The organism is Streptomyces sp. NPDC001194 (assembly GCF_042896985.1).
Taxonomy (GTDB): domain Bacteria; phylum Actinomycetota; class Actinomycetes; order Streptomycetales; family Streptomycetaceae; genus Streptomyces.
The window spans coordinates 70,166-89,099 of record NZ_JBIAXU010000008.1 but is presented as its reverse complement, the minus strand read 5'-3'; the positions used below and the strand labels follow the sequence as shown (position 1 = coordinate 89,099).

Genomic DNA, 18,934 nt, shown 5'->3' with positions numbered 1-18,934 from the left:
CCCCCCACCGGCCGCCCCGTCAGACGGCACGCTGACCACTGCTGTCCAGCCCGGAGGATCAATGACCCCGCCCCCCGCCTACTCCGATTCGTACGGTGATTCGTACTCGGAAGGCGACCAGCCGCTTGTTCGCCCGTACGCGATGACCGGCGGACGGACCCGGCCGCGCTACCAGCTCGCCATAGAGGCGCTGGTCAGCACCACGGCCGATCCGATGCACCTGTCCGGCCTGCTTCCCGAGCACCAGCGCATATGCACGCTGTGCCGTGAGGTCAAGTCGGTCGCGGAGGTCTCCGCACTGCTGTCGATGCCGCTCGGTGTCGCCCGGATCCTCGTCGCCGACCTGGCCGAGGCCGGAATGGTGGCCATCCACCAGCCGGGCAATGGAGAGGCCGGCGGCACGCCGGATGTAACGCTGCTCGAAAGGGTGCTCAGTGGACTTCGCAAGCTCTAATGGCGGAACCGCCCGCTCCACCACCTCCGCGAAGATCGTGGTGGCGGGCGGGTTCGGCGTGGGCAAGACCACGTTCGTCGGGGCCGTCTCGGAGATCAATCCGCTGCGCACCGAAGCCGTGATGACCTCCGCGTCCGCCGGCATCGACGATCTGACCCACACCGGGGACAAGACGACCACCACGGTCGCCATGGACTTCGGCCGCATCACCCTGGACCAGGACCTCATCCTGTACCTGTTCGGCACCCCCGGACAGGACCGCTTCTGGTTCATGTGGGACGACCTCGTACGCGGCGCCATCGGCGCGATCGTGCTGGTCGACACCCGCCGCCTCGCCGACTGCTTCCCCGCGGTCGACTACTTCGAGAACAGCGGGCTGCCGTTCGTCGTGGCCCTCAACGGCTTCGAGGGGCACCAGCCCTACACCCCCGAAGAAGTCCGCGAGGCCCTGCAGATCGGTCCGGACGCCCCGATCATCACCACGGACGCCCGCCACCGGGCGGACGCCAAGAGCGCGCTCATCACACTCGTCGAGCACGCCCTCATGGCCCGACTCAAGTAACACGGTTCGGGGAACGGCGCTCAAGGGGCACCACTCAAGTACCACGGGTTCTTCACAACGTGAGAGGGCGGGCTGTGTCATAGGACACGGCCCGCCTTCTCTGTTCATAACGTTTCGACAGTGAATTGCCGCCACTTGGACACAGGGCGCGTTCGGGCGGTGCCGCTGCGCTCACAACTGGCTCCATTTTTGCCGCAGCTCGCTCTTTATGTCCGTTTTATGCGTGACATAAGGCTCTTGGAATGGCTGATTCCAACTGTTTGGAACACGGCCGTTAACCGTGCTGGAATTCAACTAACTAGCTAGTAGCACCGCCGGAAGGTTGTTGGTCGAGTGAGGCGAAGCAACTCAAGCCCCGCGGATGAACCCGCGCGCGGCAACTTCACCCCGCCGCAGCGTGCGGGCACGTCGCCGGTCGACGTACCCGTCGACCCGCCGGCGAAGAGCGGCAGCACCAGCAGGTTCTCCCCCCGCAACTGGCGCGTGCCGACCAAGCTGAACGCCATCCTGCTCGTCCCCGTCCTCGTCGGACTGGTGATGGGCGGCTTCCAGGTGAAGGGCTCGGTCGACCGCTGGAACGAGGCCAAGGACGCCGAGAAGACGGCCCGCATCGTCCAGGCGGCGGCCGAATACGGCCAGGCCCTCCTCAACGAGCGCGACCTCACGGCCGAGCCCCTCCTCAGGGGCGACCGGAACAACGAGGCCGTCGCGAAGGCGTACGCGGCCACCGACGCGGCCAAGGAGAAGTTCGCCCAGGCCTCGAAGGACCTCCCCTCCAACTCGGACTCCGGACTGGAGCGCCGCCTGGAGCTCTTCCACCAGGAGGAGCCCAAGCTCGCCGCCGTCCGGCAGACGGCGTACTCCTCGCAGGAGACGGCGAAGAAGAACCCGCCCAGCGCGAACGGCCCCATCCCGACCGAAGAGGGGTACGTGCTGGTCCAGCACTACCTCATGACGTTCTCCAACGAGCTCGGCCTGGGCACCGGCAACGTCACCAGCTACGGCCGCATGGTCTACGCGGTCGAGCTGGCCAAGGCCGCCAACTCGCTCCAGCGTTCGGTCGGCACCCACCTGCTGGTGCGCCCGAACGAGAACGAGGACATCCGCAAGGCCCAGCTCGTCGCCTTCTCCTCGTACGCCTATCTCGAGGACATCGCGATCGGCGAGTACGTCGCGGCCGGCACCGAGGAGGACGTGAAGCGCCTCCAGGACGTCATGGGCAAGAAGTCCCAGGAGGGCGCCGAGAAGCTCGCGCTGGCCAAGCGCGCGGCGGAACAGGCCGGCACCCCCTTCAAGGCGCCGCCGATCGTGAACAACTCCGCCCTCACCGGCATGACCGAGGCGATCGCCAGCGGCGAGAGCAAGAGCAAGGTCATCGCGGGCGGCACCACGCCCCAGGCCTGGCAGGCCGGCGCCACGGCGAAGTTCGAGGGCTACGCCGAGATCGAGAAGGAACTCCTCGGCAAGGCCGTGACCGACTCGGTCGCCGTCTCCGACGAGGCCCGCAACGACGCCATCCTGACCGGCGCCATCGTGGTCGTGGCCCTGCTCGCCGCGTTCATCCTGGCCGCGATGATGGCCCGCCAGATGAGCAACTCGATGCGCCGTCTGCGCACCGCCGCCTTCGACGTCGCCGAGCAGCGCCTGCCGATGCTCGTCGACCAGCTCTCGCGCACCGACCCGGGCAAGGTCGACACCCGTGTCGCGCCGATCCCGATCAACTCCCAGGACGAGATCGGCGAGGTCGCCCGCGCCTTCGACCAGGTCCACCGGGAAGCGGTCCGGCTCGCCGCCGAGCAGGCGCTCCTGCGAGGGAACGTCAACGCGATCTTCACCAACCTCTCCATACGCAACCAGTCGCTGATCGAGGGCCAGCTGACCCTCATCACCGACCTGGAGAACAACGAGGCCGACCCGGACCAGCTGGAGAACCTCTTCCGCCTGGACCACCTGGCCACCCGTATGCGTCGCAACGGCGAGAACCTCCTCATCCTCGCGGGTGAGGAACCGGGCCGCCGCTGGGACCAGCCGGTCCCCCTCGTCGACGTGCTGCGCGCCGCCTCCTCCGAGGTGGAGCAGTACGAGCGCATCGAGCTCTCGGGCGTCTCGGAGGCCGAGATCCACGGCCAGGCCGTGACCGACCTCGTGCACCTGCTCGCCGAGCTCCTGGAGAACGCCACGACGTTCTCCTCCCCGCAGACCAAGGTCCGCGTCAACGCCACGCGTCTGCCCGACGGCCGCGTGATGGTCGAGATCCACGACAAGGGCATCGGCCTCACCGCCGAGGACTTCGCGGACATCAACCACAAGCTGGCCAACCCGCCCACCGTGGACGCCGCGATCTCCCAGCGCATGGGTCTGTTCGTGGTCGGCCGGCTGGCGGACCGCCACAGCATCCGCGTCCAGCTGCGCCCCTCGGGCGAGGCCGCCGGCACCACCTCGCTGGTCATGCTCCCGGACGCGATCACCCACGGTGGTGGTGGCGAGGGGATCCCGGACGACGACTTCACGGTGTCGTCGATGATCCCGCAGCAGCAGTCGCAGCAGGCCGTCCCGATGCGTACGGCCGCCGAGCTGGGCTTCGACGACTCCCGCTACGAGGGCAGGGGCACCGAGGACCAGGGCGACGGCACCGGGCTGGACCCGGTCGGCCGCTCCCTGGCCCACCAGGAGCGCCGTGCCGCGCTCGAGGCCCAGGTGGGCTACGGGCAGGAGCAGCAGGGCGAGTTCGCCGAGCAGGAGTATGCGGAACCCCAGCCGGAGCACGGGTACCAGCCGTACCAGGGTTACGAGCAGCAGCCCGAACAGGGGTACGACGCCTCGTACGACTCCCGGCAGGCTCAGGTGGCCCCGCAGGGCTACGAGGCGTACCCGCAGCAGGACTACGGATATCCGGAAGCCGGATACCAGGATCGCCAGCAGGACGCCCCGGCGTACGACGGCGGCTACGCATCCCAGTCCCCGCAGGCGGAGTGGCCCGAGCAGAACACCTATTCGGGCGGCTACCAGCAGGGCTACGGGACCGAATCGGAACCCCCGGCCGCTCCCGAACCCGCCGCGGACCGCGTAGGCTTCGACCGTCCGGGCGCCGCTGCCGACACCGGCCACGAAGTGACCGGAGCGGGCCTGCCGCGCCGCGGCAGCCAGCAGCAGTGGCAGCCGGCACAGAAGGAAACGGAGTCCTCCGGATCCCTCTTCGAGCAGCGGCCGCAGCGACAGCAGCAGCCCGCCGCCCCGGAGCGGGACGAGGATGGCGGCACCGACTGGCGCTCGAACAACGACGAGCGCTGGCAGCAGGCCTCCAAGCTCCGTGAGCCGAAGGCGGGCGGGGTCACCCCGTCCGGTCTCCCTCGGCGCGTGCCCAAGGCCAACCTGGTCGAGGGCGCGGCGGAGACGACCCCGCAGGGCGGCCCCCAGGTCTCCCGCGCACCGGAGGACGTCCGCGGCAGGTTGAGCAACCTGCGGCGCGGTGTCCAGCAGGGACGCAGCGCGGGTTCTGAGCAGTCAAGTAACAGCTATGACCAGGAGCGTTAGTGTGAGCCCGATGAGCCAGGCGGCACAGAACCTGAACTGGTTGATCACCAACTTCGTGGACAACACCCCCGGGGTGTCCCACACGGTGGTGGTCTCCGCCGACGGCCTTCTTCTGGCGATGTCCGACGGATTCCCGCGCGACCGCGCCGATCAGCTGGCGGCCGTGGCCTCCGGTCTGACGTCGCTGACCGCAGGAGCCTCCCGCATCTTCGAGGGTGGCGCCGTCAACCAGACCGTTGTGGAGATGGACCGCGGGTTCCTTTTCCTCATGTCCGTGTCCGATGGATCGTCCCTCGCGGTGCTCGCGCACCCCGAGTGCGACATCGGCCTCGTGGGCTACGAGATGGCCCTCCTCGTGGACCGAGCAGGCAGTGTTCTCACCCCGGAACTGCGTTCGGAGCTGCAGGGAAGTCTTCTCAACTAGCAGACAGGCAGTGCGTTTCGCGTCATCGCACCATAGGGTGCGGTGGCGCGGTTCCACAGGGAGTACTGCGTTCTTGGAGTCGGAGGAGGAAACGTGACAACACCCGGAGGACATCCTTATGGCGGCGCGCAGCAGCCGCAGGGTGGGCAGCACGACCAGAACCGCTTCAACTTCCCCTCCGCTCCCAGCCGGCAGGTTCCGGAGCACAATCCCTACCAGCAGCAGCCGTACGGCCAGCCCCAGCAGGCTCAGCCGCCCCACCGGCCCTCGCAGCAGCCCCTCCGGGGTCAGCAGCCGCAGGCCCCCAAGGCGCACAACCCTCTGGTGCGTCCGTACGCGATGACCGGTGGCCGTACCCGGCCGCGCTACCAGCTCGCCATCGAGGCGCTGGTCAGTACCACGGCGGATCCCGCGCGGTTGCAAGGGCAGTTGCCCGAGCACCAGCGCATCTGCCGCCTGTGCCAGGAGATCAAATCCGTCGCGGAGATCTCGGCACTTCTCTCCATTCCTCTTGGTGTCGCCCGCATCCTCGTCGCCGACCTGGCGGAGGCGGGCCTTGTCGCCATTCACCAGCCCGGCGGCGACGAGTCTGCCGGCGGCCAGCCAGATGTGACACTGCTCGAAAGGGTGCTCAGTGGACTTCGCAAGCTCTAACGGCGGAGCGGCTCGCTCCACCACCTCCGCGAAGATCGTGGTGGCGGGCGGCTTCGGCGTGGGCAAGACCACGTTCGTCGGCGCGGTCTCCGAGATCAACCCGCTGCGCACCGAAGCCGTGATGACGTCCGCGTCCGCCGGCATCGACGATCTGACCCACACCGGGGACAAGACGACCACCACGGTCGCCATGGACTTCGGCCGCATCACCCTGGACCAGGACCTCATCCTGTACCTGTTCGGCACCCCCGGACAGGACCGCTTCTGGTTCATGTGGGACGACCTCGTACGCGGCGCCATCGGCGCCGTCGTCCTCGTCGACACGCGGCGCCTGGCGGACTGCTTCCCGGCCGTGGACTACTTCGAGAACAGCGGCCTGCCGTTCGTCATCGCCCTCAACGGCTTCGACGGCCACCAGCCGTACACGCCGGAGGAGGTCCGCGAGGCCCTGCAGATCGGCCCGGACGCCCCGATCATCACCACCGACGCCCGCCACCGCGCGGACGCCAAGAGCGCGCTCATCACCCTGGTCGAGCACGCCCTCATGGCCCGCCTGCGGTAGGCAGCACGGCAAGCATGCGAAAGGCCCCCGCACTCCGAGGAGTGCGGGGGCCTTTCGGCGTGTTCCGGGAGGAGCCGGTGACTGCTAGCCCTGCCAGCTGTGCGGGGCGCGGAAGCCGGGGGTGCGCTCCAGGCGCCGCCAGCGGGCCTGGGAACCGATGCGGTGCACCGTGGGGCCCTCGGGGGCGGACGCGGCGCGGGCCAGCAGGATCGCGGTGATCGCGGCCAGCTCCTCGGGGGCGGCGTTGCCCTTTTCGACGCGCAGCAGGGTGTCGGCGGTGTTGGTCATGGGTGGCAGGTCTCCTTCGCTCTACTGCGGCGGGTTGCCGTGCTTGCGGGACGGCAGGTCGGCGTGCTTGCTGCGGAGCATCGCCAGCGAGCTGATCAGGGTTTCGCGGGTCTCCGCCGGGTCGATGACGTCGTCCACGAGACCGCGCTCGGCCGCGTAGTACGGGTGCATCAGCTCGGCCTTGTACTCCTTGACCATGCGCGCGCGCATCGCCTCGGGGTCCTCGGCCTCCGCGATCTGCTTGCGGAAGATGACGTTGGCGGCGCCCTCGGCGCCCATGACCGCGATCTCGTTCGTCGGCCAGGCGTAGGTGATGTCCGCGCCGATGGACTGGGAGTCCATGACGATGTACGCGCCGCCGTAGGCCTTGCGCAGGATCAGCGAGATCCGCGGGACGGTGGCGTTGCAGTACGCGTACAGCAGCTTGGCGCCGTGGCGGATGATGCCGCCGTGCTCCTGGTCGACACCCGGCAGGAAGCCGGGGACGTCCAGCAGCGTGATGATCGGGATGTTGAAGGCGTCGCACATCTGGACGAAGCGCGCGGCCTTCTCGGAGGCCTCGATGTCGAGGACGCCGGCGAGGTGGGCGGGCTGGTTGGCGACGATGCCGACGACCTGGCCGTCGAGCCGGGCCAGGGCGCAGATGATGTTGCGGGCCCAGCGCTCGTGGATCTCCAGGAAGTCGCCTTCGTCGACGAGCTCCTCGATCACCTTGTGCATGTCGTACGGGCGGTTGCCGTCCGCGGGGACCAGGTCCAGCAGGACGTCAGAGCGCCGGTCGGCGGGGTCGGACGTCTCGTGGACCGGCGGGTTCTCCCGGTTGTTGGAGGGCAGCATCGAGATGAGGTAGCGCACCTCGGAGATGCAGGTCTCCTCGTCGTCGTACGCGAAGTGCGCGACTCCGGAGGTCTCGGCGTGCACATCGGCGCCGCCGAGGCCGTTCTGGGAGATCTCCTCGCCGGTGACGGCGCGGACGACGTCGGGGCCGGTGATGAACATCTGCGAGGTCTCGCGGACCATGAAGACGAAGTCCGTCAGGGCCGGGGAGTACGCGGCGCCGCCGGCGCACGGGCCCAGCATGACCGAGATCTGGGGGATGACCCCCGAGGCCCTGGTGTTGCGCTGGAAGATGCCGCCGTAGCCGGCGAGGGCGGAGACGCCCTCCTGGATGCGGGCGCCGGCGCCGTCGTTCAGGGAGACCAGGGGGGCACCGGCCGCGATGGCCATGTCCATGATCTTGTGGATCTTCGTGGCGTGGGCTTCGCCCAGGGCGCCGCCGAAGATGCGGAAGTCGTGCGCGTAGACGAAGACCGTGCGGCCCTCGACCGTGCCCCAGCCGGTGATGACACCGTCGGTGTACGGCTTCTTGCCCTCGAGGCCGAAGCCGGTCGCACGGTGGCGGCGCAGCTGCTCGACCTCCTTGAAGGAACCCTCGTCGAGCAGCAGCGCGATGCGCTCGCGCGCGGTCAGCTTGCCCTTGGCGTGCTGCGCCTCGGTCGCCCGGTCACTGGGTCCACGCCGCGCCTGCTCTCGCAGGGAATGCAGCTCGGCCACGCGCCCGCGGGCGTCCGTCGGCTCGCTCGGAGTCTGGTCCACAACGGTCATGTATCGACCTTACGAAGCGGTCGAAGAAAAACCTCCGTTGATTTCACACAGTCTCGGAAGTGTTCCGCTGTCCGGGCCAAACAGAACCGCCACGTGATGCGCGGACACCACCAGGCCGGACCCCCCTCCTTTGTGGGAGTCCGACAAAACGGCGGCGCACCGCCCCTAGATGTTGAAATTTGAACGGAATAGGTCTAGCGTCGTTCTCGTTGAAAGTTCAACCAACACGGGGCGCATCAGCCCCACCAGCACCAGGGAGCACATCATGGGTCTGTTCAACCGCCGCAGCCAGGACACCGCGGCCGCCACCGTCGCCACCCTCGACGTGGACCCGGCCCTCGCCGCCCTCACCGGCGACTACGTCATCGACGCCGCGCACAGCAGCATCGGCTTCACCGTCCGCCACGCGATGGTGACCAACGTCCGCGGCAGCTTCACCGACTACTCCGGCACCCTGGCGCTCGACGGCGCCGACCCGGCCCGCTCCGCCGCCTCCATCGAGGTGAAGATCGCCTCCGTGGACACCGGCATCGCCGACCGCGACGGCCACCTGCGCAGCGGCGACTTCTTCGACGCCGAGGCCTTCCCGCTGATGACCTTCCGCTCCACCGAGGCGGCCCGGCTCGGCGGCGACGGGTACCGCATCACCGGCGAGCTGACGATCAAGGACGTCACCCGCCCGCTCTCCATCGACCTGGAGTTCAACGGCTCGGCCACCGACGTCTACGGCAACGAGCGCGTCGGCTTCGAGGGCTCCGCCGAGATCCTGCGCTCCGACTGGGGCCTGACGTGGAACGCCGCGCTGGAGGCCGGCGGCGTCATGGTCAGCGACAAGGTGAAGCTGACCTTCGACATCTCGGCCATCAAGCAGGCCTGAACCGCCTGACTCCGCCGGGTCCCGGGGGCGGTGCCGGGGGGTGGCACCCCCTAGAAGCCGCCCCCGCCGTCGAACCCGCCGCCACCGTCGAACCCACCGCCGCCGCCGAAGTCCCCTCCCCCGAAGTCGGAGGAGTCGAAGTCGGCGCCGGAGTAGTCCCCGCCGTCGTAGCCGCCCATGTCGGAGGCGTAGGCGGGGCTCGACATCATCGAACCGAGCATCGTGCCCACGAGCAGGCCGGGCAGGATGCCGCCGCCGAAGTATCCGCCCGCCCAGGGGCCGTACGCCGGGCCCGCGTCGTAGTACGGACGCGGCCCGTACTCGGTGTCGACCGTACGGACCATCGGGTCCTTGCCGTCGCGCAGCCGGACGGCGTCCGCCGCGCACACGGGGACGGTACGTGCCGTCCCGCCGGCCGGCGACCACGCGGCGTCCTCCGTGCTCGGACCGTGCCGCGGGTCGAAGAAGCAGGGCGAGCGGCGCTCCGGCAGCGGCCTGCCCTGACGGCGGGCATCGAGGCTGGCCAGCGCGAACCGCCCGTCCTCCAGGGCCTGCGTGACGCCCTTGACCTCTTCGGGGTGCTGGACGGAAGCCATGATGTCCTTGGCCTTCTCGTACGAGTCGAGGCCCTTCTCGTAGTCCCCGCGCATCGCGTCGTCCGCACCGGGCTCACCGGGGTGGAAGTCCAGCCGGTCGAGCTCCTCGCCGAAGGCCGTGATGTCCTCGTCGACGACCACGCGCAGCTTCTCGACGGCCTCGCGCTCCGCCTCTTCCTTCTTCTTCCGGTTCCGGCGCACCAGCGCGTACGCACCGCCGCCGCCGATCACCGCCACCGCGCCGAGCGCGACCAGACCGCCGACCGGGACGCCGGCGTCGGCTCCGGTGTCACCCCAGGAGGCCGGGGCCCTGCCCTTGGCCTGCGTCAGCGCCTGGTCCACGAAGTTGTTCAGCTCCGTGCTCGCGTTCACGGGCCCGCCGGCCTTCACGGCGTCCGTCAGGTTGCGGACGGCGCCCGGGGACATGACCGCCCGGTCCGCGCCGGCGTTGAACCCGTCGCCGAGCCGGATCGCGTAGAGCCCCGTGATGCCGGTCTCGGTCCGGACCGTACGCAGCACGCTGTCGGCGGGGAACTCGGCGCCGGCCGGCAGTACCGCGACGAACACCGGCTTCCCGGCGTCCTTGATCTTCTTCGCGAGCGCGTCCGCCTGCTCCTTCGGCAGCTGCGCCGCCGCCCGGGGGTCCACATAGACCGGGCCCTGCTTGAGGGCCTCCGCCACGGCAGCGGGCCCGGTGGCCGCCGATGCCTGCGGGGCGGCCACGAGCGCGGTCGCGGACAGGGCCAGCAGCAGAGCGGCCAGCAGCCGACCGGGTCGTACGGATATCAGCCTGGTCCTCATACTCCAGACGCTACCGGAACCGGAACTTTCCTGTGTGAGCTGGACATAAACCCCACCACCCCGGCCACGAGGGCGCGGGGCGGCGGGGCCCGCCCGCTATTCGGCGGGCTCGACGCCCACGTGCAGGAGCCCGTACGTGAAGGCGTCCTCCAGGGCCTGCCAGGACGCGGCGATCACGTTCGGGGCGACGCCCACCGTCGACCACTCGCGGGTGCCGTCCGTCGTGGCGATCAGCACGCGCGTCGTGGACTCCGTGCCGTGCTTGCCCTCCAGGATGCGGACCTTGTAGTCCACCAGCTCGAACTTGGCCAGCTGGGGGTAGAAGCGCTCCAGGGCCACCCGCAGCGCCCGGTCCAGGGCGTTGACCGGGCCGTTGCCCTCCGCCGTCGCGACGATCCGCTCGCCCTTGGCCCACAGCTTGACCGTTGCCTCGTTGGCGTGGGTGCCGTCGGGGCGGTCCTCGACGATGGCCCGCCAGGACTCCGTACGGAAGTACTTGCGGGCGCGGCCCTCGACCTCGGCGCGCAGCAGCAGCTCGAAGGAGGCGTCGGCCGCCTCGTACGTGTAGCCCTGGAGCTCCCGCTCCTTGACCCGCTCGACGACCCGCGAGATCAGCGCGCGGTCCCCGCCGAGGTCGACGCCGAGCTCCTTGCCCTTGAGTTCGATCGAGGCACGGCCGGCCATGTCGGAGACCAGCATCCGCATCGTGTTGCCGACCCGCTCGGGGTCGATGTGCTGGTAGAGGTCCGGGTCGACCTTGATGGCCGAGGCGTGCAGGCCCGCCTTGTGCGCGAAGGCGGAGACGCCGACGTAGGGCTGGTGCGTGGACGGCGTCAGGTTGACGACCTCGGCGATGGCGTGCGAGATGCGGGTCATCTCGGCGAGCGCGCCCTCGGGGAGGACCTTGCGCCCGTACTTGATCTCCAGCGCGGCGACGACCGGGAAGAGGTTGGCGTTGCCGACGCGCTCGCCGTAGCCGTTCGCGGTGCACTGGACGTGCGTGGCGCCCGCGTCGACGGCGGCCAGGGTGTTGGCGACGGCGCAGCCGGTGTCGTCCTGCGCGTGGATGCCCAGGCGGGCGCCGGTGTCGGCGAGCACGGTCGCGACGACCGCGGTCACCTGGGCGGGCAGCATGCCGCCGTTGGTGTCGCAGAGGATGACGACGTCGGCGCCGGCCTCGTGGGCGGCGCGCACGACCGACTTCGCGTACTCGGCGTTGGCCCGGTACCCGTCGAAGAAGTGCTCGCAGTCGACGAAGACGCGGCGGCCCTGGGCGACGAGGTGGGAGACGGTGTCGCGGACCATCTCCAGGTTCTCGTCGAGCGTGGTGCGCAGGGCGAGCTCGACGTGCCGGTCGTGGGACTTGGCGACCAGGGTGATCACCGGGGCGCCCGACTCCAGCAGCGCCCGTACCTGCGGGTCCTGGGCGGCCGAGCCGCCCGCCCGCCGGGTGGCGCCGAAGGCGACCAGCTTGGCGTGCTTGAAGTCGATCTCGGCGCGGGCGCGGGCGAAGAACTCGGTGTCGCGGGGGTTGGCGCCCGGCCAGCCGCCCTCGATGAAGCCCACTCCGAAGTCGTCCAGGTGCCGGGCGATCGCCAGCTTGTCGGCGACGGTGAGGTTGATGCCCTCACGCTGGGCGCCGTCGCGCAGGGTGGTGTCGAAGACGTGGAAGCCGTCCGCGTCGGCGGCGGGGTCCTGAGCCGCCGGCCCTGTCGCCTCTGTCGTCGTCATGCTGATCTGACTCCTGTCGGATGAGTGGTTCCGGATACCCGCCCGAGGGCAGGCTGCCGCCACTGCCCCCATCATCGCGCGCGGCCCGCTCCCGGCAGGAATGGAGCCGGGAAACGAAAAGACCTCTCGCGGGTGCGAGAGGTCTGCGCGCGGGTCTGGGGCACTGTGGCCGCTTCCGCGAAGTTCTTCCACGGTTCAGCGGCCACTGCGGACCGGCGCGCTGCTGTCCATAATCATGAGCTGAGCAGGCACGCTCGCAGTGTGCCATACCGTCTCAGCGCAAGAGCAGCGCGTCTCACGATACGAGAGCCTCGTCGAGGAATTCCGAGACGTGGGCCAGGATGTCCGCCCTCCCCATCCCGGGCAGGCCGACGGCGACCTGGATGCTGAACCCGTCGAGCAGGGCCCGCAGCCGGGCGCCGAAGCGGTCGGGGTCCACGGGCCGGAACTCCCCGCGCGAGATGCCCTCGGCGAGCAGGGCCACCAGGTCGCGGTGCCAGGCGCCCTCGATGGCGGCCTGGCGCTCGCGTTCCTGGGGGCCGGCGTTCTGCGAGCGGTTCCAGACCTCCAGCCACAGGGTCCAGTGCGGATCCCGGGCCTCCTCGGGCACGTACAGGTCCACGTACGCCTGGAGCCGCTCGCGCGCCGAGCCGCTGCGGGCCAGCAGGGCCCGGCGCCGGGTGCCCAGGGCCGCCTCGCTCCACTCCAGCGTCTGCAGCAGGAGCTCGTCCTTGCTGCCGAAGTAATAGAGGAGGTGGCCGCTGCTCATGCCGACCTGCCGGCCGAGCCCGGCCATGGTCAGGCCGTCCAGGCCGCGCTCGGCGATCGTGGCCATGGCGGCGACGAGTACGTCCTCGCGCGGCGGCGCGTTCTTCCGCACCGCACGTACTCCACCCGCCGCCATGGGCCACTCCTTCGTCGATCCGCCGCAGGTCAGACCTTCGGCTGCTGCTGGGTGATGCAGTGGATGCCGCCACCCCCGGCGAAAATCGTACGTGCGTCGACCAGTGTCACGGTCCGCTCGGGGAACAGGCCGCGGAAGATCTCGGCGGCCTCCTCGTCGCGCGGGTCGTCGAAGGAGCACAGCACCACGCCGCCGTTGCACAGGTAGTGGTTGATGTAGGAGTAGTCCACCCACTCCCCGTCCTCTTCCAGCACGGTCGGCGCCGGGATCTCCACGACCTCCAGCCGCCGGCCCCGCGCGTCCGTGGAGGAGCGCAGGATGGCGGCGATGGTCTTGCAGCGCTCGTGGTCCGGGTGGGCCGGATCGGGCTGGGTGTGGACCATCACCACGCCGGGGCGGGCGAAGGCGGCCACGATGTCCACGTGGCCCTGGGTGCCGTAGGTGCCGTAGTCGCCGGCCAGGCCGTACGGCAGCCAGATCGCCTTGGTGGTGCCGAGGTGGGCGTGGATCTCCTCCTCGACCTGCTGGCGGGTCCACTCGGGGTTGCGCCCGGCGCCCAGCTGCACGGTGTCGGTGAGGAGCACGGTGCCCTCGCCGTCCACGTGGATCGCACCGCCCTCGTTGACCAGCGGGGTGCTGTACGTACGGGTGCCGGCGAGGTCCGAGACGTGCCGGGCGACCTTGGAGTCGTGCTCCCAGCGGGCCCACTCCTGGGCGCCCCAGCCGTTGAAGGTCCAGTCCACGGCGGCGATCTCGCCCGCCCCGTTCGTCACGAAGGTCGGACCGATGTCGCGCATCCAGGCGTCGTCGAGCTCGCGCTCCACCAGCTGCACGTCCTCGCCGACGACCGCTCGGGCGCTCTCGGCGTCGCCGGGCGAGACGACCAGGGTCACGGGCTCGTACGCGCGCACCGCGCGGGCGACGGCGCCCCAGGCCTCGCGGGCCTCGGCGAGCTCCTGGGCGTTGGTGAAGGTCGGGTTGGGGCTGGGCCAGGCCATCCAGGTGCGCTCGTGGGGCGTCCACTCGGCGGGCATCCTGAAGCCGTGGTCCGTGGGCTTTGCAGTCATGGCAGGGGTCCTTAAGAGCCGTGTGCCGTACGCGGAGTACGGGCGTTACAGGAAGTACAGGCGGTTGAGGGAGACCGAGTCGGCCGCTTCGGAGCGCAGCGGGTCGCCGTCGAGGGTGACGAGACCGCTGCGCGCGTCCACATCGACCGCGCCCACCCGGGAGTTGAGGAGGAGGTTCCCGGGGCCGATGCCGCGGGTGCCGCGGACGGCGACGCGACGGCGGCGGGTCGGCATCTGGTCGCCGCCCAGGGTGGCGGCCGCGGCGGAGACGAAGGCGACGGAGATGTCGGCGGGGGTGGCCCCGTACGCTCCGAACTGCGGGCCGAGCACCAGTGGTTCGCAGGTGTCGGTGGCCGCGTTGGGATCGCCGGTGACCCCGTACGCGGGGAAGCCGGACTTGAGGACCAGCTGCGGCTTGGCGCCGAAGAACTGGGGGCGCCACAGCACGATGTCGGCGAGTTTGCCGACCTCGATGGAGCCGATCTCGTGGGCCAGGCCGTGGGCGATGGCCGGGTTGATGGTCAGCTTGGCCATGTAGCGCAGGACGCGGGCATTGTCGTCGCCCTCGCCGTCGCCTTCCAGCGGGCCGAGCTCGCCCTTCATCTTGGCGGCCATGGCGAACGTGCGGCGGATGGTCTCGCCGGCGCGTCCCATGCCCTGGGCGTCGGAGGAGGTGATGCCGATCGCGCCCAGGTCGTGCAGGACGTCCTCGGCGCCCATGGTGCCCGCCCGGATCCGGTCGCGGGCCATGGCGGCGTCGCCGGGGAGGTCCGGCTTGAGGTCGTGGACGGAGACGATCATGCCGTAGTGCTCGGCGACCGCGTCCCGGCCGAAGGGCAGGGTGGGGTTGGTGGAGGAGCCGATGACGTTCGGCACGCCCGCCATCTTCAGGACGTTGGGGACGTGGCCGCCGCCGCAGCCCTCGATGTGGAAGGCGTGGATCGTACGCCCGTCCAGGACGCGCAGGGTGTCCTCCACGGACAGGCACTCGTTGAGGCCGTCGCTGTGCAGGGCGACCTGGACGTCGTGCTCCTCGGCCACCCGCAGCGCGGTGTCCAGGGCGCGGGTGTGCGCGCCCATGTCCTCGTGCACCTTGAAGCCGCTGGCACCGCCCTCGGCCAGGGCCTCGACCAGGGGCGCGGCGTCCGAGGAGGAGCCGCGGGCAAGGAAGCCGATGTTGACGGGCCAGGCGTCGAAGGCGTTGAAGGCGTGCTTGAGGGCCCACGGGGAGTTGACCCCGACGCCCCAGACCGGACCGAACTCCTGGCCGATGACCGTGGTGACGCCCGCGGCGAGCGAGGCCTCCATGACGCGCGGCGACAGCAGGTGGACGTGGGTGTCGACGGCCCCGGCGGTGGCGATCAGGCCCTCGCCGGAGACGATGCTCGTGCCGGTGCCGACGACGACGTCCACCCCGTCGAGGGTGTCCGGGTTCCCGGCGCGGCCGATCGCGTGGATCCGGCCTTCGCGGATGCCGACGGAGACCTTGCGGATGCCGAGGACGGCGTCGATGACCAGCACGTTGCTGATGACGACGTCGCAGGTCTCGCGGACTGCGGCGGCCTTCAGGTGCAGCCCGTCGCGGGCGGTCTTGCCGAAGCCGGCCAGGAACTCGTCGCCCGGCTTCTGGGAGTCGGACTCGACCCGGACGGTGAGCCCGGAGTCCCCGAGCCGGACCCGGTCGCCGGCGCGGGGGCCGAAGACGGAGGCGTACTCGTGGGGGTCGATGTGCCGGCTGCCCGGCGCGCAGTGGTCGCTGTGCCTGGTCTGCCTGCTCACGCCCGCTCTCCCTCTGCCGTGTCGCCGACGTCGCCGGTTCCGGTCCCCAGGTAGCCGCAGGCGGCGGCGCGGCGCAGGGCCTCGTCCTTGGCCCCGGGGGCGTCCAGGGGGCCGTCGACCAGTCCGGCGAAGCCGATGGCGATGCGGTCGCCGCCGATGGGGACGAGGCCGACCTCGGCCTCGCCGTGCGGGTCGAACCGTACGGAGGAGCCCGCGGGCACGCACAGCCGCATGCCGTAGGCGGCGGCGCGGTCGAAGTCGAGGCGCGGGTTCGCCTCGAAGAAGTGGAAGTGGGAGGTGACGCTCACCGGCACGGAGGCCGTGTTGCGCACGTGCAGGTGCAGCGCCGGCTCCGGCTGGGGGGCGCCGGGGCCCGGCACGACCGCGCCCGGGGCGTTCTCGCCGAGCGGCACCGCGCCCCGGATCGGGGCCGAGACCACCGCGAGGCGGGAGCCGTCGTCGAAGACGGCCTCCACGTGCACCTCGGTGACCACGTCGCAGACGCCGGGCAGGACATCGGCCGGGCCCAGCACGGTGCGGGCCTCCTCGATGGCCTCCGCGAGCCGTTTGCCGTCGCGCGCGGCCTCGCAGACCGTGTCCGCGATGAGCGCCGTGGCCTCCGGGACGTTGAGCCTGAGTCCGCGGGCCCGGCGGGCCCTGGCCAGTTCCGCCGCGCTGCGCAGCAGCAGCCGGTCGCGCTCCGTAGGGGTCAGCCGCACGCCGATCCACCACCTTTTGAGTCGATGGGTTAGAGCATCACTCTAACTCTTCATTTCCACGCAATGAAGGATTGACCTGGGACCAGGGGTTAGGTCACATTGAATGTCGCTCAAACAATTGCGAACCACCCCCCGCCCTGCCAAGGGAGTCCCCCCATGCCCATAGAACAGCGCGGAGTCGACACCATCCCCGAGGAGGAGCGGACGAGCGGTCCCCGTGACCTGATCTCGATCCTGCTCGGCTCCAACCTCTGCCTCGGCGTGATCGTGTTCGGCTGGCTGCCCCCGTCCTTCGGACTGGGTCTGTGGCCGTCGGTCACCGCCATCGTGACCGGCACGCTCGTCGGCATCGCCTTCACCGCGCCGCTGGCACTGGTCTCCCTGCGCACGGCGACCAACCTGTCCACCTCCAGCGGAGCCCAGTTCGGCGTCCGCGGCCGGCTCGTCGGCTCGGTGGTCGGCCTGCTGCTCTCGCTCGGCTACACCGCCCTCACCCTGTGGATCGGCGGCGACGTCATGGTCGGCGTCCTGTCCCGGCTGACCGGGCTGCCGGACACCGGCGTCTCGCGGGCCGTGATGTACGGGGTACTGGCCGCCTGTACCGTCGTCGGGGCCGTCTTCGGCTACCGGCTGCTGCTGCGCATGAGCAAGGTGCTCTCCATCGGCATGGTGATCCTGCTCGCCGTCGGCTTCTTCGCCTACGCCCCCGACTTCACCACCGCCGCCCCGCCGCAGACCTCGTACCTGCTCGGCTCCTTCTGGCCGACCTGGCTGCTGGCCGCCGTCGCCGCCGGGCTCAGCGGGCCCGTCGCCTTCATCACCCTGCTCGGCGACTACACCCGCTACATCTCCCCCCGCGAGCACAGCTCCCGCAAGGTGTTCTGGTCCACGGCACTGGGCCTGCTGATCGGCCTGCTGATCCCGCAGCTGTTCGGTACCTACACCGCCCTCGCCGCCAAGGCCGGCGCCGAGTACGCCGGGCCCCTCGTCGAGGCCGCGCCGTACTGGTACCTGCTCCCGCTGCTCGCCGCCGCCGCGGCCGGCTCGGTGGGCAACGCCGGGCTCATGCTCTACTCCATGGGCCTCGACCTCGACGCCATCGTGCCCAAGGCCACCCGCGCCAAGGCCACGCTCGTCGCGGCCGCCGTGGCCACCGCCTTCGTCTTCATCGGCTCCTTCGAGTGGGACGTGCAGTCCGCGATGACCTCGTTCGTCCTGCTGCTGACCGCGATCGGCACCCCGTGGGCCGTGATCACCCTGATCGGCTACGTCCGCTGCCGCGGGCAGTACGACGCCGACGCCCTCCAGGTGTTCAACCGCCGCTCGGTGGGCGGGATCTACTGGTACCGCGGGGGCTGGAACGCGGCCGCCACCGTCTCCTGGGCCATCGGCGCCGGAGTCGGCCTGCTCGCGGTGACCACCCCCTTCTACGAGGGCCCGCTGCTCGCCCTGACCGGCGGCGTGGACTGTTCCTTCGTCCTCTCCGGCCTGGCCGGCGGCCTGGTCTACACGGCCCTGACCGCACGGCGTTCCTCCGCCGCGGCCGGGTCCGCGGAGCCGGCCGCACCGGCCGACAGGGTCGCGGTCGCCGCCGACTGACGGCGGGCGCCGGGACCGGCATGCGGCGCGGGCCCCGGGAGGACGTCCTCCCGGGGCCCGCGCCGCCGTCGCCGCCGCGCGCTAACGGCAGTTGTTCGCGGTCGTCGCCTGAGTGGCCGCGGTGTCCAGTGCCTGGATCTGCGGCTGGAGCTGGGTGATCGCGTCCTTGCCCGTGGTGTCGCCCGGCAGGTCCTCGTAGGCCTTCTTGAGGTTCTCCGCGGCCGAGGTCACGGCGTCCTTCTCGGCGGACTTCAGGGCCGAGGTGTTCTCCTTGACGTTCTTCCAGTCGTTCTGGACGGCGTCGTACGCCGACTTCAGCTGGTCCTTGGTGGCCGTGGCCGGATTCAGCGCCTTCAGCGCGGCGTTGTCCGACTTCAACTGGACGAGGTTGGTGCACAGCGCGGCACTGGCCGACGAAGCTGCCTCCGCCGGCGTCGTGTCGTCGCTGCTGGAGCATGCCGAGGCGCCGAGTACCGCGGCCGTGCACAGCAGGCCGGAGGCAACGAACCGCTTCATGGGGATCCGCCTTCCCGCCGGCCGCATCGGCCGACGCACGAGAGATTCACGCCACGGGGGCGTGCCGTGCCGCCCGGGACCGGTGTCCGGCACCGCATGGGCAGCCGGGATCAACGTCGCACGCCGGTAGGTCCGCCGCACTTCCGAACGGACCGGACCCGTGCGCCCCCACCCGGCGGAGGGCGGGGCCGCAACACCGGCGGGCCCTGGCGCGGACGGCCCCCGCGCCCCCGGCGGGGCGACGCCGGGCAACCGCGCCGGC

17 protein-coding genes are annotated in these 18,934 nt (G+C 70.6%); 8 read left to right on the top strand and 9 right to left on the bottom strand.

Annotated features, from left to right (window positions below):
• Positions 1 to 61: 61 nt before the first annotated feature.
• From ACFY1T_RS19170 to ACFY1T_RS19145, 6 genes are all read left to right on the top strand, one after another.
• Entirely contained in the window at positions 62 to 454 is a 393-nt protein-coding gene (locus tag ACFY1T_RS19170) for a DUF742 domain-containing protein (RefSeq protein WP_030859942.1), read from the top strand.
• On the top strand, positions 435 to 1,016 hold the full coding sequence (locus ACFY1T_RS19165; protein WP_048475966.1) for an ATP/GTP-binding protein: 582 nt from the start codon (positions 435 to 437) through the stop codon (positions 1,014 to 1,016). The genes ACFY1T_RS19170 and ACFY1T_RS19165 overlap by 20 nt, the downstream gene beginning before the upstream one ends.
• Positions 1,017 to 1,349: 333 nt before the next feature.
• Positions 1,350 to 4,550: a nitrate- and nitrite sensing domain-containing protein gene (locus ACFY1T_RS19160; RefSeq protein ID WP_390789196.1), complete on the top strand. Its 3,201-nt coding sequence runs from the start codon at positions 1,350 to 1,352 to the stop codon at positions 4,548 to 4,550.
• 10 nt (positions 4,551 to 4,560) lie between these two features.
• On the top strand, positions 4,561 to 4,974 hold the full coding sequence (locus ACFY1T_RS19155) for a roadblock/LC7 domain-containing protein (RefSeq protein WP_008739857.1): 414 nt from the start codon (positions 4,561 to 4,563) through the stop codon (positions 4,972 to 4,974).
• Positions 4,975 to 5,067: 93 nt separating this feature from the next.
• Positions 5,068 to 5,628, top strand: a complete 561-nt coding sequence (locus ACFY1T_RS19150) for a DUF742 domain-containing protein (protein ID WP_390789195.1) — start codon at positions 5,068 to 5,070, stop codon at positions 5,626 to 5,628.
• A complete protein-coding gene (locus tag ACFY1T_RS19145) occupies positions 5,609 to 6,190 on the top strand; it encodes an ATP/GTP-binding protein (protein WP_037792108.1) in 582 nt (193 codons plus the stop codon). The genes ACFY1T_RS19150 and ACFY1T_RS19145 overlap by 20 nt, the downstream gene beginning before the upstream one ends.
• An 84-nt stretch (positions 6,191 to 6,274) precedes the next feature.
• Here the strand turns inward: ACFY1T_RS19145 and ACFY1T_RS19140 are convergent, their stop codons facing one another.
• Together ACFY1T_RS19140 and ACFY1T_RS19135 are read right to left on the bottom strand one after the other, a co-directional pair.
• Positions 6,275 to 6,478, bottom strand: coding sequence for an acyl-CoA carboxylase subunit epsilon (locus ACFY1T_RS19140; protein ID WP_030857470.1), 204 nt, complete (start codon positions 6,476 to 6,478; stop codon positions 6,275 to 6,277).
• 21 nt (positions 6,479 to 6,499) lie between these two features.
• Complete coding sequence (locus tag ACFY1T_RS19135; RefSeq protein ID WP_229336310.1) at positions 6,500 to 8,083, bottom strand: acyl-CoA carboxylase subunit beta; 1,584 nt, start codon at positions 8,081 to 8,083, stop codon at positions 6,500 to 6,502.
• Positions 8,084 to 8,348: 265 nt separating this feature from the next.
• Between ACFY1T_RS19135 and ACFY1T_RS19130 the strand changes: the two genes are divergently transcribed.
• A complete protein-coding gene (locus ACFY1T_RS19130) occupies positions 8,349 to 8,960 on the top strand; it encodes a YceI family protein (protein ID WP_390789194.1) in 612 nt (203 codons plus the stop codon).
• Between the two features lie 50 nt (positions 8,961 to 9,010).
• Here the strand turns inward: ACFY1T_RS19130 and ACFY1T_RS19125 are convergent, their stop codons facing one another.
• The 6 genes from ACFY1T_RS19125 to ureA form a co-directional block, all read right to left on the bottom strand.
• The gene (locus ACFY1T_RS19125; protein ID WP_390789193.1) at positions 9,011 to 10,357 is read right to left on the bottom strand and encodes a hypothetical protein; all 1,347 of its coding nucleotides are present in this window, start codon (positions 10,355 to 10,357) and stop codon (positions 9,011 to 9,013) included.
• Positions 10,358 to 10,453: 96 nt separating this feature from the next.
• Complete coding sequence (gene cimA / locus ACFY1T_RS19120) at positions 10,454 to 12,088, bottom strand: citramalate synthase (protein ID WP_390789192.1); 1,635 nt, start codon at positions 12,086 to 12,088, stop codon at positions 10,454 to 10,456.
• 295 nt (positions 12,089 to 12,383) lie between these two features.
• Positions 12,384 to 12,992, bottom strand: a complete 609-nt coding sequence (locus tag ACFY1T_RS19115) for a TetR/AcrR family transcriptional regulator (protein WP_390789191.1) — start codon at positions 12,990 to 12,992, stop codon at positions 12,384 to 12,386.
• Between the two features lie 29 nt (positions 12,993 to 13,021).
• A complete protein-coding gene (locus tag ACFY1T_RS19110; protein WP_390789190.1) occupies positions 13,022 to 14,059 on the bottom strand; it encodes an agmatine/peptidylarginine deiminase in 1,038 nt (345 codons plus the stop codon).
• Positions 14,060 to 14,104: 45 nt separating this feature from the next.
• Positions 14,105 to 15,838 (bottom strand): urease subunit alpha, encoded by a 1,734-nt coding sequence (locus ACFY1T_RS19105; protein ID WP_390789189.1) that lies wholly within the window; start codon positions 15,836 to 15,838, stop codon positions 14,105 to 14,107.
• On the bottom strand, positions 15,835 to 16,557 hold the full coding sequence (gene ureA, locus ACFY1T_RS19100) for an urease subunit gamma (RefSeq protein WP_390789188.1): 723 nt from the start codon (positions 16,555 to 16,557) through the stop codon (positions 15,835 to 15,837). The genes ACFY1T_RS19105 and ureA overlap by 4 nt, the downstream gene beginning before the upstream one ends.
• Positions 16,558 to 16,713: 156 nt before the next feature.
• Here ureA and ACFY1T_RS19095 point away from each other — a divergent pair, with 156 nt between their 5' ends.
• On the top strand, positions 16,714 to 18,156 hold the full coding sequence (locus tag ACFY1T_RS19095) for a cytosine permease (protein WP_390789187.1): 1,443 nt from the start codon (positions 16,714 to 16,716) through the stop codon (positions 18,154 to 18,156).
• 81 nt (positions 18,157 to 18,237) lie between these two features.
• Here the strand turns inward: ACFY1T_RS19095 and ACFY1T_RS19090 are convergent, their stop codons facing one another.
• Positions 18,238 to 18,672: a hypothetical protein gene (locus tag ACFY1T_RS19090; RefSeq protein WP_099889316.1), complete on the bottom strand. Its 435-nt coding sequence runs from the start codon at positions 18,670 to 18,672 to the stop codon at positions 18,238 to 18,240.
• Between the last annotated feature and the right edge of the window lie 262 nt (positions 18,673 to 18,934).

Coding starts and splice junctions, on each gene's coding strand:
- ACFY1T_RS19130 (WP_390789194.1), top strand. CDS start 8,349: ATGGGTCTGTTCAACCGCCGCAGCCAGGACACCGCGGCCGCCACCGTC.
- ACFY1T_RS19170 (WP_030859942.1), top strand. CDS start 62: ATGACCCCGCCCCCCGCCTACTCCGATTCGTACGGTGATTCGTACTCG.
- ACFY1T_RS19125 (WP_390789193.1), bottom strand. CDS start 10,357: ATGAGGACCAGGCTGATATCCGTACGACCCGGTCGGCTGCTGGCCGCT.
- ACFY1T_RS19135 (WP_229336310.1), bottom strand. CDS start 8,083: ATGACCGTTGTGGACCAGACTCCGAGCGAGCCGACGGACGCCCGCGGG.
- ACFY1T_RS19110 (WP_390789190.1), bottom strand. CDS start 14,059: ATGACTGCAAAGCCCACGGACCACGGCTTCAGGATGCCCGCCGAGTGG.
- ACFY1T_RS19090 (WP_099889316.1), bottom strand. CDS start 18,672: ATGAAGCGGTTCGTTGCCTCCGGCCTGCTGTGCACGGCCGCGGTACTC.
- cimA (WP_390789192.1), bottom strand. CDS start 12,088: ATGACGACGACAGAGGCGACAGGGCCGGCGGCTCAGGACCCCGCCGCC.
- ACFY1T_RS19155 (WP_008739857.1), top strand. CDS start 4,561: ATGAGCCAGGCGGCACAGAACCTGAACTGGTTGATCACCAACTTCGTG.
- ACFY1T_RS19140 (WP_030857470.1), bottom strand. CDS start 6,478: ATGACCAACACCGCCGACACCCTGCTGCGCGTCGAAAAGGGCAACGCC.
- ACFY1T_RS19115 (WP_390789191.1), bottom strand. CDS start 12,992: ATGGCGGCGGGTGGAGTACGTGCGGTGCGGAAGAACGCGCCGCCGCGC.
- ACFY1T_RS19095 (WP_390789187.1), top strand. CDS start 16,714: ATGCCCATAGAACAGCGCGGAGTCGACACCATCCCCGAGGAGGAGCGG.